This is a genomic window from Streptomyces sp. NPDC001732 (genome assembly GCF_053596315.1).
The window spans coordinates 59,346-77,261 of the sequence record NZ_JBSFFY010000030.1; the positions used below are offsets into that span (position 1 = coordinate 59,346).

A 17,916-nucleotide genomic window follows, 5' to 3' on the forward strand; every position below is an offset into this window, starting at 1 on the left:
CCCTCAGAGTGTGAGCCGGGCGCCGAGGCCGGCGGCTTCGGCGTGGGCGTGGATGCGGTCGGCCACGGCGACGTCCAGGACCGCCATCCCGAACGGGTTGCTGATCACGACCTCGTCCGGGTCGCGGCGGCCGGGATGGCGTCCGGTGAGCACGTCGCCGAGCGTTCCGTCGACGCGGCGGGCGCCGGGGCGGGCGGTGACCCCTTCCCTGGGGGTGCCGTCGGGGCCGAGCAGGGTGCCCGCCCGGTGCATCCGGCCGAGCAGCCGGCGCGGGTCGTCCCGGACCAGGCTCCAGTCGTCGACGAGCACCGTGCCGGCGGCGAGCACCGCCGCCTCGGTGAGGTCGTCCAGCGAGACGTGGCAGACGAGCGCGCCGGGCCGCAGCCAGTCCGGTTCGATGTACCCCCGGGTCACCGTGGTGACGGGTACGACGAGCTCGGCGTCCCGTACCGCCTCGCGCGGACCGTCGGTGACCACGGTCTCGACGTCCGTCGCGCCGGGCAGCGAGGCGATGCGGTGGGCGGCGGACTTCGCGCGGCCGGGCGCCACGTCGTACAGCGTGATGCGGCGCAGGGTGGGTACGGTGCGCAGCAGCAGCGCCGCGTGTGCCTGGGCGAGCGCGCCGCAGCCCAGGAGCGCCAGCCGGTGCGGCCGTTCCACCGCGAGATGGCGCACGGCGAGCGCGGTGACCGCGGCGGTGCGCATCGCGCTGATGTAGGCGGCCTCCATCAGCGCGAGGGGGCGGGCGGTCTCGGGGTCGAGGAGCAGGGTGAAGCCCTGGGAACGGGGGATGCCGCGTCCCGGGTTGCCGATCGAGGCGTTGATCGTCTTCATCCCGACGACCGGGGGCCGCCCGTCCCGGGTCAGGGCGCCGGGCATGGCCAGCAGCCTGGCCGCGTCGCCCTGCGGGGTGGTCCAGCCGAGGTAGGCCTCCTCGGGAAGGACCGTCCGTCCGGCGGAGTGCAGCCGGAGCGCCCGGTCCACCGCGTCCACGATGTCCACGTCGCGGGCGGCCTCGACGACGTCCGCGCGGGTCAGGTAGCGGAAGTGGCTGTCGGGGTAGTGCTCGAAGTCCATGGCGGGCGGAACTCCTTGGCGAGAGGGGCGGTCGGGGTGGTGCCAGGGGTGGTCAGTGGCCGGTGCCGTGCGGCTCCCGGAGCATCGCGAAGGGGACGAGCGCGCCGAGCAGCAGGACCAGGGCGAGCGCGACCCAGCCGACCGTGCCCAGGGCGAGGACGACACCGGTCATCAGCACCGGTCCGGCGACCCGGTTGGCCACGGTGCGGCTGGTGTTGAACAGCACCAGGTACGCGCTGCGCGCCCCTTCCGGCGCCAGGTCGAAGGAGAGGGTCCAGGAGGCGCCGACCTGGAGCAGTTCGGCGAACGTCAGGAGGACGACGGCGGCGCCGAGCACCAGCAGCGCCTCCCGGGTCGCGAAGCCGGGCGCGGCGGCGAAGGCCAGGGCGCCGCAGCCGAGCAGGAGTGCCGCGGCCGCGTACGAGAGCCATGCCCGGCGCGGTGTGCCGTAACAGCGGTTGAGCGGGTACTGGAGGGCGATGCACAGCACGGTGTTGACGGCGTAGAGGATGCCGACCCAGCGCTCCGGTACGTCCGTCCCGGTGACCAGCCACAGCGGGAAGGCCACGTTGAGCACCGGCATCCAGAGCGACACCAGGGCGTTGTACGCGGTGAAGCCCAGCAGGCGGCGGTCCTTCAGCAGCGCCGCCACCCCGGTGTTCCGGGTGATCTCCGGGATCTCCTCGCGCCGTGCGGTGGCGTACACCGCGGCCACCAGTGCGTAGGCGAGCGCGCCGCCGATCAGCAGTGGCCGGAAGGCCCCCGGCGCGCCGGAGCCCAGGGCGACTCCGGCGACGAGCCCGCCCAGGCTGATGCCGAGGTTGACGACGGTGCGCTGGACGGCCATCACCTTCGCGCGCAGGCTCTCCGGGGTCCGCGCGCCGACGTACGCCTGTACCAGTGGGGGCGAGGACTGCTCGGTGACGGCGACGACGGCGACCACGAGGAGGAAGCTCCACCAGCCGTCGACCCACAGGTAGCCGACGGTTGCCAGGGCGCGCAGCAGCATCACGCCGATCAGCACCGGTTTCGGTCCGAAGCGTCCGGCCAGCCGGGCGACGGGCACGGCGGTGGCGACGGCGACGGCGCCGCCGATGGTGAGGCCGGTGCCGACGGCCGAGGTGCTGAGGTGGGCGACCTTGACGAAGTAGATGGTCGAGACGGCGAGGAACAGCCCCGTTCCGGTCCACTCGATCAGTGTGGCGCCCTGCACCAGCGGCAGGTACTGCCGGTGGGCGGGGCCCGTCCGCTGTCGGTCGAGGGTGGTGCTGGTGCCCATGTTCAGCGCTCCTGGTGCTTTCGGTCGAAGAAGAGACCTTCACTGCGCAGGTGTTCCACGGCGGAGGTGATCTCCTTGGCCACGCCCTGTTCTGTCGCCCAGTCGTCGGAGTAGAGGGTGTCGCGGTACTTGCCGCCGCCGTCGGCGGCCAGGCACACCGAGAGCCGGTCGTCGGGGCCGTCGTCCGCCCGGTCGGCGAGCATGGCGCGCACGGCGCAGCCGCTGGATCCCCCGAGTGCGATTCCCACGTCCTCGGCGAGGATCCGGCAGACGGCGATCGCCTCGATGTCGTCGACGTGCACGGCGCGGTCGTAGCTGTTGGGCGCCGCCAGGAAGGTGGACGGCCGGCTGGCCCCGATGCCCGGTATCAGGCGGCGTCCCGCGCTGCCCGCGAGGGCCAGTGAGCCGCGTACGTCCACGGCGACCGAGGCGACTTCGGGCCGGTGTTCGCGCAGGTGCGCGCCGATGCCGGCGAGGGTGCCGCCGGTGGAGACCGGTACGTAGACGGCGCCGAGGTCCGGTCCGGCCTGCCCGGTGAGTTCGGGTCCCGTGACTCGGCGGTGGATGTCGGGCGCGGCCGGGTTCTCGTACTGGTCGGGCCAGCGGTGTCCGGGGTTGTCCGCGCACAGTTCGCGCACCCGGCGCAGCCGGCTGAGCAGATAGCCGCCCCGGCCGTCGGGTTCGTCGACGACGAGGACCCGGGCGCCTCGGCCGGTGAGCATGCGGCGGGTGGTGTGCGGGGTCTTCGGATCGACCACCGCGAGGAAGTCGCAGCCGAGTGGGGGCAGCAGCCGGGCCAGGGCCAGGCCGAGGTTGCCGGAGGTGGATTCCACCACCACCGTGCCCGGGGTGAGCGGCCGTTCGTCGTGCATGGCCCGCAACAGTCCGACGGCACTGCGGTCCTTCACCGATCCGGTGGGGCCGTGCGATTCGAGTTTCAGTCCCAGACGTCGCACGCGGCCCCGGTGGGCGACGTCCAGGCGGAGTAAGGGAGTCCGGCAAAGGGCCCGTGCCAGGACGGGTTCGACACGTGACACGGCTTCTCCCTGTGCGATGCGTCGTTGACCATGGCGACGGGCCGGCCGGGCCCGCTGCGCGCTCCCAGACCTTATGCGCGGGGCTCCCGAGCCACCACGGCACCGTCCGGGGCCCCTCGATGCCGTTGGCCAGAACACAACTTGACGCTCCGTCGGCCCGAGCGACCGGACCGTCACCGGCCCCGGAACGGGCACCGGAGCCGGGCGGTCCTCCTCGGGATCCGGGCGGGGCCGACCCGTCGAATTGGCCGGTTCGGACACCACGACGCCCCCTGTCGCCGAAGACGCGCGGCAGCCGCACGACGACCGTCGGCGACGGGCGGGGCACGGGGCCGCACGCCCTCTCCCGAGGGCCTGTTATCTTTACGTGACTTCGCGACGCGACTCTCGGTCATGCTTTGGCCTTTGCTGCGGCGGAGTTCACGGGGGACGGAACACACGATGCACACGACCACTGCACGTGCACAGGCACCGTCGCGACGCGCGGCGGGCCCGTACTGCCATGGCTGGACGGAATGACACCGCAGAACGTATGGGGCAGGGCAAAACGGGCCGCGCGGGCGGCACTGACGCCGGGAACGGGGCGTCGCAAGCAGACGAGGAGCCCAAGCGGCCGCCGGCTGCGCAGACCGGACTATCCGCGTGCGGGCCGTGACGGCTGGCGGCGATGGGTGCCCTCGTGGCGGCTGACCCTGGGCTCGGTACTGACGTTCGTCGCGACTCTGGTGACCGTGGTGGGGATCGCCTACGCGCGTACGGACATCCCCGAGGACCTCAACGCTTTCGCCACCCAGCAGGACACCGTCTACTACTGGGCCGACGGCACCCCCATGGCCCGCACCGGCTGGGTGAGCCGGCAGGAGATGCCCCTGTCGAAGATCCCCGACCATGTGCGGTGGGCCGTACTCGCGGCGGAGAACGCGGACTTCTACTCCGACCACGGCATATCGGCGCAAGGACTCACCCGCGCGCTGTGGCGCACGCTCAGCGACGGGGACACCCAGGGCGGGTCCACCATCACCCAGCAGTACGTCAAGAACGTCTATCTGACGCAGGACCGCTCCTTCTCGCGGAAGTTCACCGAGATGCTGCTGGCGGTCAAGCTGGACCGCAACATGAGCAAGGACGAGATCCTCCAGGGGTACCTGAACACCAGCTGGTTCGGCCGCGGCACCTACGGTCTCCAGCGGGCCGCGCAGGCGTACTACGGCAAGGAAGTAACCCAACTCAACGCCAGTGAGGGCGCGTTCCTCGCCTCCCTGCTCAAGGGGGCCTCGCTCTACGACCCGGCCGCGGGCCCCCGCAACCGCGCGCGGGCCGTCGAGCGGTGGGAGTGGACCCTGGACCGGATGGTGGAGATCGGCAGGCTGAGCCGGTCCGAACGTGCCGAGTACACCACCTTCCCCGAGCCGAAACCGCCGCACGGACCCAGTGGCACGAACGGGCAGAACGGCTACCTCCTCCAGCTCGCCGAGTCGTACGCCAAACGTGCCGGACACATCTCCGACGCACGCTTCGACCTCGGCGGCTACCAGATCTACACGACGTTCGAGAAGCCGCGCACGGCCGCGCTGACCCGGGCCGTGCGCGAGGCGCGCGCCGCGCTCGACCCCGAGCGGCGCAAGGCCGACCGGCACGTCCGGTTCGGGGCCGCGTCCGTCGCCCCGGACGGCCGCATCCTCGCCGTGTACGGCGGGCCCGACTTCGAGCGCCAGGCCTTCAACGAGTCCAACGCGAGCACCGTCCCGGTGGGCTCGGCGTTCACACCGTTCGTCTACGCCGCCGGCCTCCAGCACGGAATCGCGCGCGAGCGCAACGGTCCGCGGTCCACCATCGCCCCCTCGACGGTGTACGACGGCGACGACGACATCCCGGTCAAGACCCCCGAGGGCCCCTACTGGGACCGCAGCGGAAAGATGGTCAAGGGCCACAACGACGGCGACCGCTCCTACGGACCCATCAGCCTGCACGACGCCATGGCCAAGTCCGTGAACTCCCCCTTCCTCCAGCTCGGCGTGGACACGGGCCTCAAGCAGGTCCGCGGCACCGCGGAGGCGTCGGGGCTGCTCCCGTCGAGCTTCGGCCCGCCCGTTCCGGCGTTCGCCATGGGCAACTCGACGCCCAGCGCCATCCGCATGGCCGGCGCGTACGGCACGTTCGCGGCCCATGGCGTGCACACGGACCCGTACTCGGTCCGCAGGGTCACGCGCAACGGCACGCCCGTCCGGCTCGACCTGCCGCGGGCCAGACGTGCCGTCCGTTCCTCCGTCGCCGACGAGGTGACCTCGGCGCTCACCCGGACCGGCGGCGGGAGCGGTGGGGAAACCGTCGGTCCGGTCGCGGCCAAGACCGGCACCACCGAGGACGACACCGCGCGCTGGCACATCGGGTACACCCCGGACGTGTCCACCGCCGTCGTCGTGTACCGCATGGACCTGAACCGGAGCCTCGCGCCGCTGCCGCTCAAGGGGCTGGGCGGCGCCTCGGCGGGCAACCGGGACTTCCCGGCCCGCGTCTGGAACACCTACACGGAAGCCATGACGAAGTGACCAGAGTCAGAGCGAAAACCGCGTCCCGTCGCAAGCGGAACCGTCTCAACCCCCGCATCGCCCTGGGAGTCGCCGCATGTGTGGTGGTGGCGGGTTCGGCGGCCCTCGTGCCGTTGCTGTCCGACGGCTCCGCGGACGACCGGTCCCCGGAACGGGGCGCGCGCACCGTCGCCGCGCCGACGCCCACCAGCCGGGACGTACGCGAAGCGAAGGAGAAGCCGGACGAGAAGTGGGACGGCAAGGTCAGGATCCTGGGTGACGGCTCCACCTCCTACACCGGACCGCAGCCCGGCCGGCCGAAGGCGAAGCGCCTGAAACCGGGCGAACGGCCGCCCCAGTTCGTGGTGTTCTCCTGGGACGGCGCGCTGGAGGGCGACGACCACATGTTCTCGCGCTTCCGCCGCGTGGCGAAGGAGAGCAACGCGCACATGACGTTCTTCCTCACCGGCATCTACCTGCTGCCGCAGGAGAAGCGGAAGCTCTACCGGCCGCCCCAGCACGAGGCCGGGGCCGCCGCGATCTCGTACCCGACGCGCGAGCACATCCGCACGACGCTGGAACAGCTCGGCGGTGCCTGGCGGGAGGGCCACGAGATCGGGTCCCACTTCAACGGCCACTTCTGCGAGAAGAAGGGCGGCGGGGACTGGAGCAAGGACGAATGGACCGGCGAGATCAGCCAGTTCTACTCCTTCGTCCAGAACTGGAAGACGAACACCGGCTTCACGGACCTCGATCCGCTGCCGTTCGACCCCACCCGTGAGGTCGTCGGCGGGCGGGCCCCCTGCCTGGAGGGCCAGAAGACCCTGCTGCCCGCCCTCAAGCCCTTCGGCTGGCGTTACGACGCGAGCTCCCCGGGGGACTTCCAGATCTGGCCGTCGAAGAAGAACGGCATCTGGAACCTGCCGCTGCAGATGCTGCCGTTCCCCGGCAAGGACTTCCAGGTGCTGTCCATGGACTTCAACTTCCTCTACAACCAGTCGAAGGGCGACACCCGGGGCGACCCCGCGAAGTACGGGGCATGGCGCAAGGAGGCCCGGGACTCGTACATGGCGGGCTTCGACCGGGTGTTCCACGGAAGCCGCGCGCCCATGTTCATCGGCAACCACTTCGAGGACTGGAACGGCGGGATCTACATGGACGCCGTGGAGGACACGATGCGCGAGATCTGCCCCCGCAAGGAGGTCCGCTGCGTCTCCTTCCGCGAGCTGACCGACTGGCTCGACGCCCAGGACCCCGAGGTCCTCGCCCAGTGGCGGACGCTCGACCCCGGCCAGCCCGCGAACTGGAAGCAGTAGGCGGCAGAATCGGGCGGCGCGGCCCCGGCGGAACGGCCCGTCCTCGTGGACGGGCCGCCCGGTCACCGGGAGCCGCGCCGCCCGTGGGCGCGGGTGCCTTCGGTGCCCGCGGTCAGTTCGCCTTCTCGACGAACTCCGTGGTGTACGTCTTGGCGAGGTCCACCTCGGCGTTCTTCAGGTTCGGGTTGAAGGCCTTGAGGACCCGTTCGACGGTGGCGGGTCCGTCCGCGGGCATGACACCGTCCTTGGTGAACATGGGCAGCGTGCTCTTGATCGCCTGTGCGTAGAGGGCCTTGCCGCCGCCCTGGGCGTAGTCTGCGGGCATCTTCGCGGCGATCTCGTCCGCGCTGTGCGTGGACATCCACTTCAGGGTCTTGACGAAGGCGTTGGCCAGCTTCTGGACGGTCTCCTTGTGGCTGTTGACCCACTCGGTCTGCATGTAGAGGCTGGACGAGGGGTAGGGCCCGCCGAGTGCCTGCTTGGATCCCTCGGGCGTCCGCATGTCGATGAGGATCTTGCCGAGCTTCTTGTCCAGGATGGTGGCGACCGTCGGGTCGGTGGTCATGCCGCCCTGGATGGAACCCTGCTGGAGGGCGGAGATGAACGTCTGCCCGGCTCCCACCGCGACGGGCGTGAACTCACTGGTCTGCACGTCGTTGTTGACGGCGAGGTACTTGGTGAGGAAGTCGGTGGAGGAACCGATGCCGGTCACCCCGAGCTTCTTGCCCTTGAAGTCCTTCGCCGACCTGATCTCGTCCGCCGCCTGGTTGGACACGATCTCGACCTCGCCCGGGGCGTGGGAGAACTGGACGACGGACTCGACCTGCTTGCCCTTCACCTGGAGGTCGAGGGTGTGGTCGTAGAAGCCCACCGTGCCCTGGACGTCGCCGGAGACCAGTGCCGTCTCGGCCTGGACACCGGCGGGCTCGGTCAGGAGCTGGACCGACACTCCCTCCTCCTCGAAGTAGCCGAGCCGCTCGGTCAGCATCGCGGGCAGGTAGATGACCTTGTCGAGGCCCCCGACCATGATCTTGACCTTGTCGTTCTTGTCACCGGAGGCCGAGGTGGAGTCACCGCCGCCACAGGCGGTCAGGCTGGTCAGGGCGAGTACGCCTGCGACGGCGAGGGCCGGGATCCGGGTGGATGTACGCATCTGATTCACGTCCTTGCGAGGAATGGGGCGGGGTACGGAAGGCGACGGGGTGTCAGCGGGCGGACTCGGCGTCGGCCGGCTTCCAGCGGAAGAGCCGCTTCTCCAGGAAGGTCAGCAGGCCCTCGGCCAGCAGCGCGACGATCGCGAGGATGACCATCGCGGCGTAGACGCCGGCGGCGTTGAACGTGCCCTGGGAGGCGGCGACCAGCAGCCCGAGTCCCTTGGTCGCCCCGATGTACTCACCGACGATCGCGCCGATGAGTGCGAATCCGAAGCTCACGTGCAGGCTGGTGAAGATCCACGAGGTGGCGGAGGGAATGACCACCTGCAGGGTGACCTGACGGTTGCTGGCACCCAGGATGCGGGAGTTGGCGACGAGGTTGCGGTCGACCTCCCGGGCGCCCTGGAAGGCGTTGAAGAAGACGGGGAAGAAGACGAGGACGACCGCGGAGGCGACCTTCGACGCCGGGCCGAGACCGAACCAGATGAGGAAGATCGGCGCGAGCACGATCCGGGGCAGCGCGTTGAGCACCTTGATGTACGGGCCGAGGACATCGGCGGCGAACCGGATCCGGCCCAGCGCGATCCCCAGCAGCACCCCGGCCACCACACCGATGACCCAGCCGAGCAGCGCTTCGTAGAGCGTGTACCAGATCTGTTCCCACAGGGAGCCCTGGGCGGTTCCGTCGACGACCCAGGTGCGGATCTGGTCCCAGATCTTCGACGGCATGGAGAAGTTGAACGGGTCGATGACCGCCGTACGGGCCAGCCATTCCCAGAGCCCGACGACCGCGAGGAGCACCGCGACCCGGCTGGCCGCCACGAGGTACTTGCGGTTCCTGGCGGCCCGTGCCCTGGCCCGGGTCCGGTCGGTCTTGGTCACTGCGGCGCTCGCGGTGATGGTTTCAGGCGACATCGAGGGCACCCCTCTCGCGGGTGATGCGGACCTCTTCGCCGAGCGAGGACCAGATTTCCCGGTAGATCTCGACGAACCGGGGTTCCAGCCGTACCTGTTCGACCTTGCGGGGGCGGGGCAGGTCGATCTCGAAGACCTCCTTGACCGTGGCCGGTCCCGCGGTCATGACCACGACCTTGTCGGCCAGCGCGATGGACTCCTCCAGGTCGTGGGTGACGAAGACGACGGAGGCACCGGTGCCGGCCCACAGCTCCAGCAGCTCGTCCGACATCAGGGCCCGGGTCTGCACGTCGAGCGCGGAGAAGGGCTCGTCCATCAGCAGGATCTCGGGGTCGTTGACGAAGGTGGCCGCGAGGGCGACGCGCTTGCGCTGGCCGCCGGACAGCTGGTGGGGGTAACGGTCCTCGAAGGAGGAGAGACCGACCCTGGCGAGCCACTCCCGGGCCCGCTCCTTCGCCTCGGGCTTGGGCACACCCCGGAAGCGGGGACCCGCCATCACATTGGACAGTACGGTCCGCCACGGGAAGACGGCGTCCTGCTGGAAGACGAAGCCAACCTTGTCGCCGATGCCGCGCACCGGCTCCCCGGCCACCAGCACCTCGCCCTCGGTGGGCTCCTCCAGGCCGCTGACCAGGGTCAGCGTGGTCGACTTGCCGCATCCGGTGGGGCCCACCACGGCGACGAACTCACCGCGCCCGATCGTGAGGTCCAGATCCCGTACGGCGGTGTGGAGCGCCCCCGACGGAGTCCGGAACGCTTTGCTCGCCCCCCGCAGCTCGATGGCGGGGCTCGTTTCGCTGTTCATGGAGCGGGACGCTAGAGGCGCCCCGGGAACCCGGGCACCCTTGCGCCCACAACTCATGGTTCTGCTCATAACGCGGGGTTCTGCTCGTTCTGCTCGCGCTCCGGCAACGAATGCGCCACGAGGACTGGTCATCGACGACCTCGACGTTTACGTTGCGTTCACACAAGGACGAAACGGAGCATCATGTTCCTGGCCGGCGGAAGGCAGAAGGCAAGCACATGCGCATACATTGGCCGCGCCGTGTCTTCGCCCAGGTCCTCCTCACCCAGGTGACCATCACCACCGGCGTGATCATGCTCGTGACGGGGCTCTTCCTCGCTCCGCTCAGCCACCAGCTCGACAACCAGGCGATGCACCAGGCCCTGTCGATCGCCCAGACCACCGCCGCCGAGCCCGGCCTGGTACGCGATCTGAGGAGCACCGGCCCCAGCCCCGGCGGACCGGTGCAGGCCGAGGCGGAGCGGATCCGGCGGGCCACCGGGGCGCTGTACATCGTCGTCATGGACACCCGCGGCGTGCGCTGGTCGCACACCGACACCACGCAGATCGGCAAGCATGTCTCGACCGACCCCAGCACGGCTCTGGGCGGCCGGGAGATCATGCAGATCGACGAGGGGACCCTGGGCCGGTCGGCGCGTGCGAAGGTCCCGCTCCGCGACCGGCACCAAAACATCGTGGGTGCCGTGTCGGTGGGCATCGCCTACGACAGCGTCCACGACCGGCTGCTGGGGGCCATTCCCGGTCTGCTGCTCTACTCCGGAGCGGCGCTCGCCGTGGGCGTGCTGGCCGCCCTGGTCGTGTCCCGGCGGTTGCAGCGCGGCACGCACGGACTCGCCTTCGCCGACATCTCCGCGTTGCTGGACGAGCGCGAGGCCATGCTGCACAGCATTCGCGAGGCGGTACTGGCCCTCGACGCCCGGGGCCGGATCCGACTGCTCAACGACGAGGCGCAGCGGCTGCTGGAGCTGGACCAGGACGCGGTGGGGCGCGCCCTGGGCGAGGTGCTGCCGCCGGGCCGTACGGCGGAGGTGCTGACGGGACGGGTCGACGGCGCGAACCTGCTCACCGTCTGCCGGGGCCGGGTGCTGATCGCCAACCGCATGCCCACCGGGGACGGCGGGGCCGTGGTCACCTTGCGCGACCGCACCGAGCTGGAGCTGCTCGGCCGCGAACTGGACTCCACCCATGGTCTGCTGGACGCGCTGCGCGCCCAGGACCACGAGCACGCCAACCGGCTGCACACCCTGCTGGGGCTGCTGGAGCTCGGCAGGCACGATGCCGCGGTGGAGTTCGTCGAGGAGGTGGCCAGCGGCCACCGGGCTTCGGCGGAACAGGTGGCGGAGCGCGTCAACGACCCTTTGCTGTCTGCCTTGTTGGTGGGCAAGTCGGCCATCGCGGCGGAGCGGGGCGCCTCCCTGCGCATCTCGCCGAACACCCGGCTCCCGGACGTGGTGGTGGACCCGCGGGACCTGGTGACCGTCCTCGGCAACCTGATCGACAACGCGCTGGACGTCGCCACGCTCGTCGAGGTCGAGCTGCTCGCCGAGGGCAGCACGGCGGTGCTGCGGGTCAGCGACAACGGTCCGGGCGTGCCCCCCGGGATGCGTGAGCAGATCTTCACCGAGGGCTGGTCCACCAAGGAGTCCCCCGCGCACCGCGGACGCGGCCTGGGTCTGGCGCTGGTCCGCCGGCTGGCCGAGCGCTACGGCGGCGCGGCCCGCGTCACGGCTCGGGCCGGCGGCGGCGCGGTGTTCACCGTCGTCCTGCCCGAGGCGCTCACCGTCCGGCCGCTGACAGAAGTGGGAGAGTCGCGATGATCGATGTCCTGGTGGTGGACGACGACTTCCGGGTTGCCGAGATCAATGCCGCGTACGTGGCCAGGGTCCCCGGCTTCCGGGTCATCTCCCGTGCGCACACCGCCGCTCAGGCACTGGCCTTCCTGGAGCACGACCATGTCGACCTCGTGCTGCTCGACCACTACCTGCCGGACGAGACGGGACTGACGCTGGTCCGGCGGCTGCGCCAGCTCGGCCACCCGGCCGATGTGATCATGGTGACCGCGGCCCGCGATGTGGCGACCGTCCAGACCGCCATGCGGTACGGAGCACTCCAGTACCTGGTCAAGCCGTTCAGCTTCAGCGGTCTGCGGTCCAAGCTGGAGAGTTACGCGGCCCTGCGCCGGACCCTCGAAGGAGTGGGCGGCGGCCGGGGCGAGGCCGGGCAGGAGCAGGTCGACCAGATCTTCGGTGCCCTGCGCACCGCGGAGTCCGGCCCCGCGGCCGGGCTGCCCAAGGGACACTCCGCACCCACCGCGGATGTCATCCGTCATGTCCTGTCGGCCGCCGAGGGACCGCTCTCCGCGCACGAGGTCGCCACGCGGGCCGGCCTCAGCCGCTCCACCGCGCAGCGGTACCTCAAGTACCTGGAGGGCGCGGGCCGCATCAGTCTCAGCCTCAAGTACGGCGACACGGGCCGTCCCGAACACCGCTACGCATGGGCGAGGACGAACTGAGGCACGCTCCGGCCGGCCGCCGCCCGGTGTCCCCTCATCCCGCAGCGAGCGTCCTCTCCGCGAGCGTGCGCAGGGCCGACTTGATCTCCTCGACGCCGCGGCCCCGGCTCCGCTGGTACGCGAAGACCTCGGGCGCCAGGGGGGCCAGCAGGATGTCGCCGAGGGCGTCGGGTCCCGGCACGCCCGCCTCCTCGACGAGCATGCGGACATGCGCGCGCCAGAAGCCGTACGCCCCGGTGGCGAACCGCGCGGAGCCGGACTCGGCGCCCAGGGTGAGATGGATGTGCTGCTCCAGCAGGTCGGTCATCGCGGCGTAGAAAGCGGTCAGCCGCTGCGGGGGCGGGGCCCCCGGTCCCAGCGGGGGGTCCCCCCGCAGCAGCTTCTCCTGGAGCGAGCGTTCGTGTTCGTCGAGGAGCGCCGTGGCGATGGACGGGATGTCGGGGTAGCGGCGGTAGAGCGTGCCCCGGCCCACGCCGGCCTCCCGGGCGATGGCGTCCATCGTCACCCTGCGGGGATCCCCCGCGGCGAAGAGCCGGTTCGCCGCGGCGAGCACCTTGGCCCGGTTCCTCGCCGCGTCCGCGCGTTCCATGGGTCCACCGTACAGGAATAAGCGGACACGCTGTCCGGTTACCCTGGTCGAGATAAGTGGACACGCTGTCCACTTACTGTTTCCGAGGGGGCACCCATGTCCGTACTGCTGCACATCGCCGCCAGCGCCCGGCGCGACTCCCACAGTCGCGAGCTGGGCGACGCCTTCGCCACCGCCTGGCGGGCCGCGCACCCCGACGGCACGTACGTGCTCCGCGATCTGCGCACCGACCCGGTGCCGCAGATCGACGAGGCCTGGACCGAGCTCTGCGACCACGTCCTGCGGCACGGCATCACCGACATCGGCCGGTACGAGGAGGCGGTGCACACCCCGGGCCAGGCGCGGGCCTGGGAGGTCCTGCGACCGCTGCTGGCCGAGCTGGTCGCCGCCGACGTCGTGCTGATCTCGACGCCGATGTACAACTTCTCCGTCCCCGCCTCCCTGAAGGCATGGATCGACCAGGTGACGTTTCCCGGGATGTCGCTGGCGGGGCGCCGCTTCGTGATCGCCTCCGCCCGGGGCGGGGCCTACGGGCCGGGCACCCCGCGCGAACCGTACGACCACCAGGAGCGCTATCTGCGGGACTTCCTCTCGGGGCACTTCGCGATCGACGACCCGGTCTTCCTGGCGACCGAACTCGCGAACTCCCGGATCGATCCCGCGCTCGCCGCGCGCCGCGCCCAGCACGACGAGTCGCGCACGGCCGCCCTGGCAGTCGCCCGCGAGCTGGGCGGCGGTCTTCGATGAGCTGGCTGCTGCTGGTCCTCGCCGGACTGGTCGAGGTCGCCTGGTCCCAGAGCATCAAGCCGACGCAGGGCTTCACCCGGCCGCTGCCGACGCTGGTGTGCGCCCTGCTCATGATCGGCGCGGTGTATCTGCTCGCCCGGTCCATGGAGGGGCTGCCCGTGGGCACGGCGTACGCGGTGTTCACCGGCATCGGGGCGATCGGGGCCATCGCTCTGGGAGTCCTCGTCCACCACGATCCGGTGAGCCCGGGGCGGACGGCGGCGGTCGCGCTGATCGTCGGCGGTGTGGCCCTGGCGCGGATGACGACGCCCTCCGGGTGACCCCGCGGGGCGCCGGGGGCGGCGAAAAGGGGCCGGGCCGTGCGCGGACGGCACGGCCCGGCCCCGTCACAGGAGGGCGGCCCCGGGGTCCGGGGCGCTCAGGGCTTGAGGCTGCTGACGACGTCGGCCGTGGCCGCCAGACTGTCCTGGATGGCCGGCGCCATGCTCGTACTCGCGAGGAAGAACCCGAGCAGGGCGCAGACCAGTGCGTGCGAGATCTTCAGCCCGCCGTTGCGGAGAAAGATCACCGCGAGGATCAGCAGTAGCAGCACCAGTGAGATCGAAATGGCCATGGCCAACCTCCTCCGCCGCGCCGGAATGCGGCATTTGGCCGCCAGTGTGGCGCAGCGGAGGAGCCGTCCGGACCACCGGCGTGTCCGCCATCCGGGTGTTGACTGACCGTCACGCTCGGGGCGGCGCGTCCGGTGTGCCGCCGGTGCGGGCCACCCCGGTCCGGCCGCCTCCGTCGTGGGTGCGCAGGAAACGCTCCGGGCCGGTCGGATCATCGGTGTTGAGGTGCTCGGCCCCGGCGGCCGGCAGCTCCGTCCGGACCGCCTCCCGCTCCGGTCCCGGTGCATCGGGAGTGGCCCGGAAACGGACGCGTCGGCCGCCCCGGTGGGCCGTGGCGACAAGTGTGCGCAGTTTGTCCCGCTCGGCCACGGGGAAGGGGCCCGCACCGAGCCGGTCGAAGCCGTCGCTCCGGCTGTTGCCGACGAGCGGGACGAACAAGGCGTCGGCCGTGGTGGTACGAGGTCGGCGTCGACCGGTGGCGCCAAAGCTGCCGGTCGAGTTCGAGGCAGGCCGCGGCCCCGTCCGTCCTGATGTCGATCAGCGGCTGCACGGGTTCGCGGTGACCGGGGTGGGCCGTGCTGTCCGGTGCCGGTGCCGACCGGCAGCCGCCGCACGGCTCCTGCCCGGCCGCGGAGCCGGTCAGGGAAGTGGCTCTTTCGAGGCGTGGGTCGGGCGACCGCCGAGGTAGGTGGCGGTGACGCGGACCTCGTCGCGGAAGGCGTCCGGGCTCACCCGGCGCGGGTCCGTGGGCAAGGTCACGAGGTCGGCGCGCATGCCGGGGCGGAGCATGCCGATCTCGTGCTCCAGACGGAGCTGCCAGGCAGGGTTGACGGTGACGGCGCGCAGCGCCTCGTCGAGGGTGAGGCGTTCGGCCGGGCCGTGCACCCGGCCGCTGGGGTGGGCCCGGCGGGTCAGGGCGGTGACGGCGCCGCAGTGCTCCAGGCGCGGCCGGAGCGCCCGCAGCCTCCCGGGGTCGTCGCCCGCCGCCTTCTCGTACGTGCGCAGCACCGCCTCGACGGTGACGTCCCCGTGCACGTGGCAGGCGAGCGGAAAGCCCTGGGCGGTGAACGCGGCGGCGGGCGGGGCGACGGTGAGCCCCATCATGGCGGGATGTCCGTGGGCCTCGACGAGGCCGGGCAGCAGTGCCTGCCCGCCCAGGTCCACGACCTCGGTGCGGGGGCCGCGCAGGCTCAGCACGTCCCCGGCGGTGCCGAGGGCGGCGGTGGTGCCGCCGCGGACGGCGAGGGCCTCGGCCTGGGGAGCCGCCGGGTCCATGGTGAGGACCGGGCCGCCGGTGAGGATCAGTTCCGGGGCTTCGGGCACGGGTCCTTCTCCTGTTCTGCCCCGGGGGGCTCGGGGCACGGGCGGGTGGCGGGGGCGAGCCAGGGCGTCGCGGCGGTGAGCAGGTGGCGTACGCCGAGGCCGATGGCCGGGTCGGGGGCCGGGACGAAGCGCGGGGAGTGGTTGTGCGGGATCTGCGGGGGATTCCGTCGACCACGAGGGGTCACTCACCCAGAACCTCGTCGAACCCGGCGCCCTGGCTCCGGAGCACCTGGCCGTCACCTATCTGCCGCTGCTGATCGACAGGTTCTCCGAACCGGGCGCCCCGGGGCGGGACGCGTAGCCGGACAGGGCCGGGCCGGTGGGGCCGGGGACCGGAAGGCATTCACCGGGCGGGCCGTGTCCCGGGGCGCGGGGTCACCCGGTGGGGCTCACGGACTCCTGCGGGGCGCCCGGCCCGGAGCATTCCCACCAGCCGACCGTGCGGTCGCACCAGCGCTCCAGCAGCACCCGGTCGTGGCCGACGGCCAGCAGCCCGGCCCCGGACTCCCTCCGGTAGGACTCGACGACCGCCACCAGCGCGGCGGTCGTCGACGCGTCGAGCATCGCGGTCATCTCGTCGCAGATCAGCCAGCGCGGCCGCAGCACCAGCGCCCTCGCCAGGCAGGCGCGCTGCAACTGCCCGTCGCTCACCTCGTGCGGGCGGCGGCCGAGCAGGTCGGGCGTGAGACCGACGGCGGGCGCCAGTTCGCCCACCCGGTCCGGCACCTGTGCGCGGCGACCGGTGGCCCGCAGCGGCTGGGCGACGATCTCGCGCAGGGTGAGCCGGGGGTCGGCGGCGAGCCGGGGCTGCTGGAAGACGACACCGACGGCGGTGCGCTGTGCCCGCGGGGCGGCGTGCCGCCAGCCGCGTACCGGTTCGCCGTCGAGCACGACCGTGCCCGCGTACGGGCGGTGCAGCAGCGCGGCGACCTTCGCCAGGGTGGACTTGCCGCAGCCGCTCGGGCCCAGCAGTCCGACCGACTCCCCCGGCGCGAGGCTCAGCGACGCCTCGCGGACGACGGGGTCGCCGGGGTCGTATCCGGCGGTGATGCGGGTGAGTTCAAGCACGGACCGGCTCCTCTCCGTCCGCCCGCACCCCGTGGTGGCAGGCGAGAGCGCCGTCGAACGGGGGCAGTACGGCGCACCGTTCGTCGGCACGGCCGCAGCGGGCGGCGAACGCGCATCCCTCGGGAAGCGCCCCGAGCTCCGGCGGCATGCCGGGAATCGGTGTGAAGGCGCGCTCCGGCAGGGCGTCCAGGAGGCCGCGCGCGTACGGGTGGCGCGGTCCCGGGGTGCCGAAGAACCGGTCGGCTCCGGCGAGTTCGACGATGCGGCCCGCGTACATCACGGCGACCCGGTCGGCGATCCGCTCGGCCGCCGCGAGGTCGTGGGTGATGAGCAGGAGCGCCCGGTCCCCGTCGGTGTGGCGGCGCAGTTCGTCGACGGTCCGCTCGACGAGGTCGCGGTCGAGTCCGGTGGTGGGTTCGTCGGCGAGGAGCAGGGGTGCGTCGCCGATCAGGGCGAGCGCGGTCGCGGCCCGCTGGGCGAGGCCACCGGAGAGTTCGTGCGGATACCGGTCGAGGTGCCCGGTCGGGAACGAGGCGCGGGCGGCGGCCCGTTCGGCGGCCGGGCGCAGGCCGGGCCCGCGGGTGCCGGTCAGTTCGCGCAGGGTCTCCTCGATCTGGGCGCGCACGGTGCGGACCGGGGTGAGGTGGGCGGCGGGGCTCTGCGGGACGAGTCCGATGCGGCGGCCCCGGACCGTGCGGGCGAGGGTCCGTTCGTCGGCGGTGAGGAGTTCGGTGCCGTCGCCGAGCAGCGCCGAGCCCGAGGTCCGCGCGTTGCCGGGGAGCAGCCCCAGCAGTGCGGAGGCCAGCACGGACTTGCCGCAGCCGCTCTCGCCGACCAGGGCGAGGCACTCCCCCGCCGCGAGGTCGAAGCGTGCGTCGTCGACTGCGGCGACGTGCCGCCCGCCGCGCATCCGGAAGCGTACGGAGAGTCCACGGACGGAGAGCACCGGCGTCTT

19 protein-coding genes are annotated in these 17,916 nt (G+C 71.9%); 6 read left to right on the forward strand and 13 right to left on the reverse strand.

Features of this window, described 5'->3' with window-relative positions:
* Window positions 1-3: 3 nt before the first annotated feature.
* From ACWCXX_RS25265 to ACWCXX_RS25275, 3 genes are read right to left on the reverse strand one after another with little or no spacing between them, the layout of a single operon-like run.
* The gene (locus ACWCXX_RS25265) at window positions 4-1,077 is read right to left on the reverse strand and encodes an ornithine cyclodeaminase family protein (protein WP_451130915.1); all 1,074 of its coding nucleotides are present in this window, start codon (window positions 1,075-1,077) and stop codon (window positions 4-6) included.
* A gap of 52 nt (window positions 1,078-1,129) precedes the next feature.
* Window positions 1,130-2,356 (reverse strand): MFS transporter, encoded by a 1,227-nt coding sequence (locus ACWCXX_RS25270; RefSeq protein WP_451130916.1) that lies wholly within the window; start codon window positions 2,354-2,356, stop codon window positions 1,130-1,132.
* A gap of 2 nt (window positions 2,357-2,358) precedes the next feature.
* A complete protein-coding gene (locus ACWCXX_RS25275; protein WP_451130918.1) occupies window positions 2,359-3,657 on the reverse strand; it encodes a pyridoxal-phosphate dependent enzyme in 1,299 nt (432 codons plus the stop codon).
* 251 nt (window positions 3,658-3,908) lie between these two features.
* Here ACWCXX_RS25275 and ACWCXX_RS25280 point away from each other — a divergent pair, with 251 nt between their 5' ends.
* Both ACWCXX_RS25280 and ACWCXX_RS25285 read left to right on the forward strand, forming a co-directional pair.
* A complete protein-coding gene (locus ACWCXX_RS25280; RefSeq protein WP_451130920.1) occupies window positions 3,909-5,942 on the forward strand; it encodes a transglycosylase domain-containing protein in 2,034 nt (677 codons plus the stop codon).
* On the forward strand, window positions 5,939-7,237 hold the full coding sequence (locus tag ACWCXX_RS25285; protein WP_451130922.1) for a hypothetical protein: 1,299 nt from the start codon (window positions 5,939-5,941) through the stop codon (window positions 7,235-7,237). Before ACWCXX_RS25280 ends, ACWCXX_RS25285 begins: the two co-directional genes overlap by 4 nt.
* A 112-nt stretch (window positions 7,238-7,349) precedes the next feature.
* Here ACWCXX_RS25285 and ACWCXX_RS25290 read toward each other — a convergent pair whose 3' ends face one another.
* The 3 genes from ACWCXX_RS25290 to ACWCXX_RS25300 are packed head-to-tail and all read right to left on the reverse strand — an operon-like array spanning window position 7,350 to window position 10,111.
* On the reverse strand, window positions 7,350-8,390 hold the full coding sequence (locus ACWCXX_RS25290) for an ABC transporter substrate-binding protein (RefSeq protein ID WP_451130924.1): 1,041 nt from the start codon (window positions 8,388-8,390) through the stop codon (window positions 7,350-7,352).
* Between the two features lie 52 nt (window positions 8,391-8,442).
* Window positions 8,443-9,306, reverse strand: coding sequence for an ABC transporter permease (locus ACWCXX_RS25295; protein WP_451130926.1), 864 nt, complete (start codon window positions 9,304-9,306; stop codon window positions 8,443-8,445).
* Window positions 9,296-10,111, reverse strand: a complete 816-nt coding sequence (locus ACWCXX_RS25300) for an ABC transporter ATP-binding protein (protein WP_266430638.1) — start codon at window positions 10,109-10,111, stop codon at window positions 9,296-9,298. Before ACWCXX_RS25300 ends, ACWCXX_RS25295 begins: the two co-directional genes overlap by 11 nt.
* A 218-nt stretch (window positions 10,112-10,329) precedes the next feature.
* Here ACWCXX_RS25300 and ACWCXX_RS25305 point away from each other — a divergent pair, with 218 nt between their 5' ends.
* A complete protein-coding gene (locus ACWCXX_RS25305) occupies window positions 10,330-11,928 on the forward strand; it encodes an ATP-binding protein (protein ID WP_451130928.1) in 1,599 nt (532 codons plus the stop codon).
* Window positions 11,925-12,623: a response regulator gene (locus ACWCXX_RS25310; protein ID WP_451130930.1), complete on the forward strand. Its 699-nt coding sequence runs from the start codon at window positions 11,925-11,927 to the stop codon at window positions 12,621-12,623. Before ACWCXX_RS25305 ends, ACWCXX_RS25310 begins: the two co-directional genes overlap by 4 nt.
* A gap of 34 nt (window positions 12,624-12,657) precedes the next feature.
* Here ACWCXX_RS25310 and ACWCXX_RS25315 read toward each other — a convergent pair whose 3' ends face one another.
* Entirely contained in the window at window positions 12,658-13,212 is a 555-nt protein-coding gene (locus ACWCXX_RS25315; protein WP_451130932.1) for a TetR/AcrR family transcriptional regulator, read from the reverse strand.
* A gap of 96 nt (window positions 13,213-13,308) precedes the next feature.
* On the opposite strand from ACWCXX_RS25315, the gene ACWCXX_RS25320 reads away from it, so the two are divergent.
* Window positions 13,309-13,959 (forward strand): FMN-dependent NADH-azoreductase, encoded by a 651-nt coding sequence (locus tag ACWCXX_RS25320; RefSeq protein ID WP_451130934.1) that lies wholly within the window; start codon window positions 13,309-13,311, stop codon window positions 13,957-13,959.
* Window positions 13,956-14,279 carry a DMT family transporter gene (locus ACWCXX_RS25325; RefSeq protein WP_451130936.1) on the forward strand — a complete coding sequence of 108 codons (324 nt, stop codon included), beginning with the start codon at window positions 13,956-13,958 and terminating at the stop codon, window positions 14,277-14,279. Before ACWCXX_RS25320 ends, ACWCXX_RS25325 begins: the two co-directional genes overlap by 4 nt.
* 98 nt (window positions 14,280-14,377) lie before the next feature.
* Here the strand turns inward: ACWCXX_RS25325 and ACWCXX_RS25330 are convergent, their stop codons facing one another.
* The 6 genes from ACWCXX_RS25330 to ACWCXX_RS25355 form a co-directional block, all read right to left on the reverse strand.
* Complete coding sequence (locus ACWCXX_RS25330) at window positions 14,378-14,572, reverse strand: hypothetical protein (RefSeq protein ID WP_389002028.1); 195 nt, start codon at window positions 14,570-14,572, stop codon at window positions 14,378-14,380.
* 109 nt (window positions 14,573-14,681) lie between these two features.
* The gene (locus tag ACWCXX_RS25335) at window positions 14,682-15,008 is read right to left on the reverse strand and encodes a hypothetical protein (protein WP_451130939.1); all 327 of its coding nucleotides are present in this window, start codon (window positions 15,006-15,008) and stop codon (window positions 14,682-14,684) included.
* 201 nt (window positions 15,009-15,209) lie between these two features.
* A complete protein-coding gene (locus ACWCXX_RS25340; RefSeq protein ID WP_451130941.1) occupies window positions 15,210-15,893 on the reverse strand; it encodes an amidohydrolase family protein in 684 nt (227 codons plus the stop codon).
* Complete coding sequence (locus ACWCXX_RS25345; protein ID WP_451130943.1) at window positions 15,872-16,078, reverse strand: hypothetical protein; 207 nt, start codon at window positions 16,076-16,078, stop codon at window positions 15,872-15,874. The genes ACWCXX_RS25340 and ACWCXX_RS25345 overlap by 22 nt, the downstream gene beginning before the upstream one ends.
* A 190-nt stretch (window positions 16,079-16,268) precedes the next feature.
* Entirely contained in the window at window positions 16,269-16,961 is a 693-nt protein-coding gene (locus ACWCXX_RS25350; protein WP_451130945.1) for an ABC transporter ATP-binding protein, read from the reverse strand.
* Window positions 16,954-17,871, reverse strand: a complete 918-nt coding sequence (locus tag ACWCXX_RS25355) for an ABC transporter ATP-binding protein (protein ID WP_451130974.1) — start codon at window positions 17,869-17,871, stop codon at window positions 16,954-16,956. The genes ACWCXX_RS25350 and ACWCXX_RS25355 overlap by 8 nt, the downstream gene beginning before the upstream one ends.
* Between the last annotated feature and the right edge of the window lie 45 nt (window positions 17,872-17,916).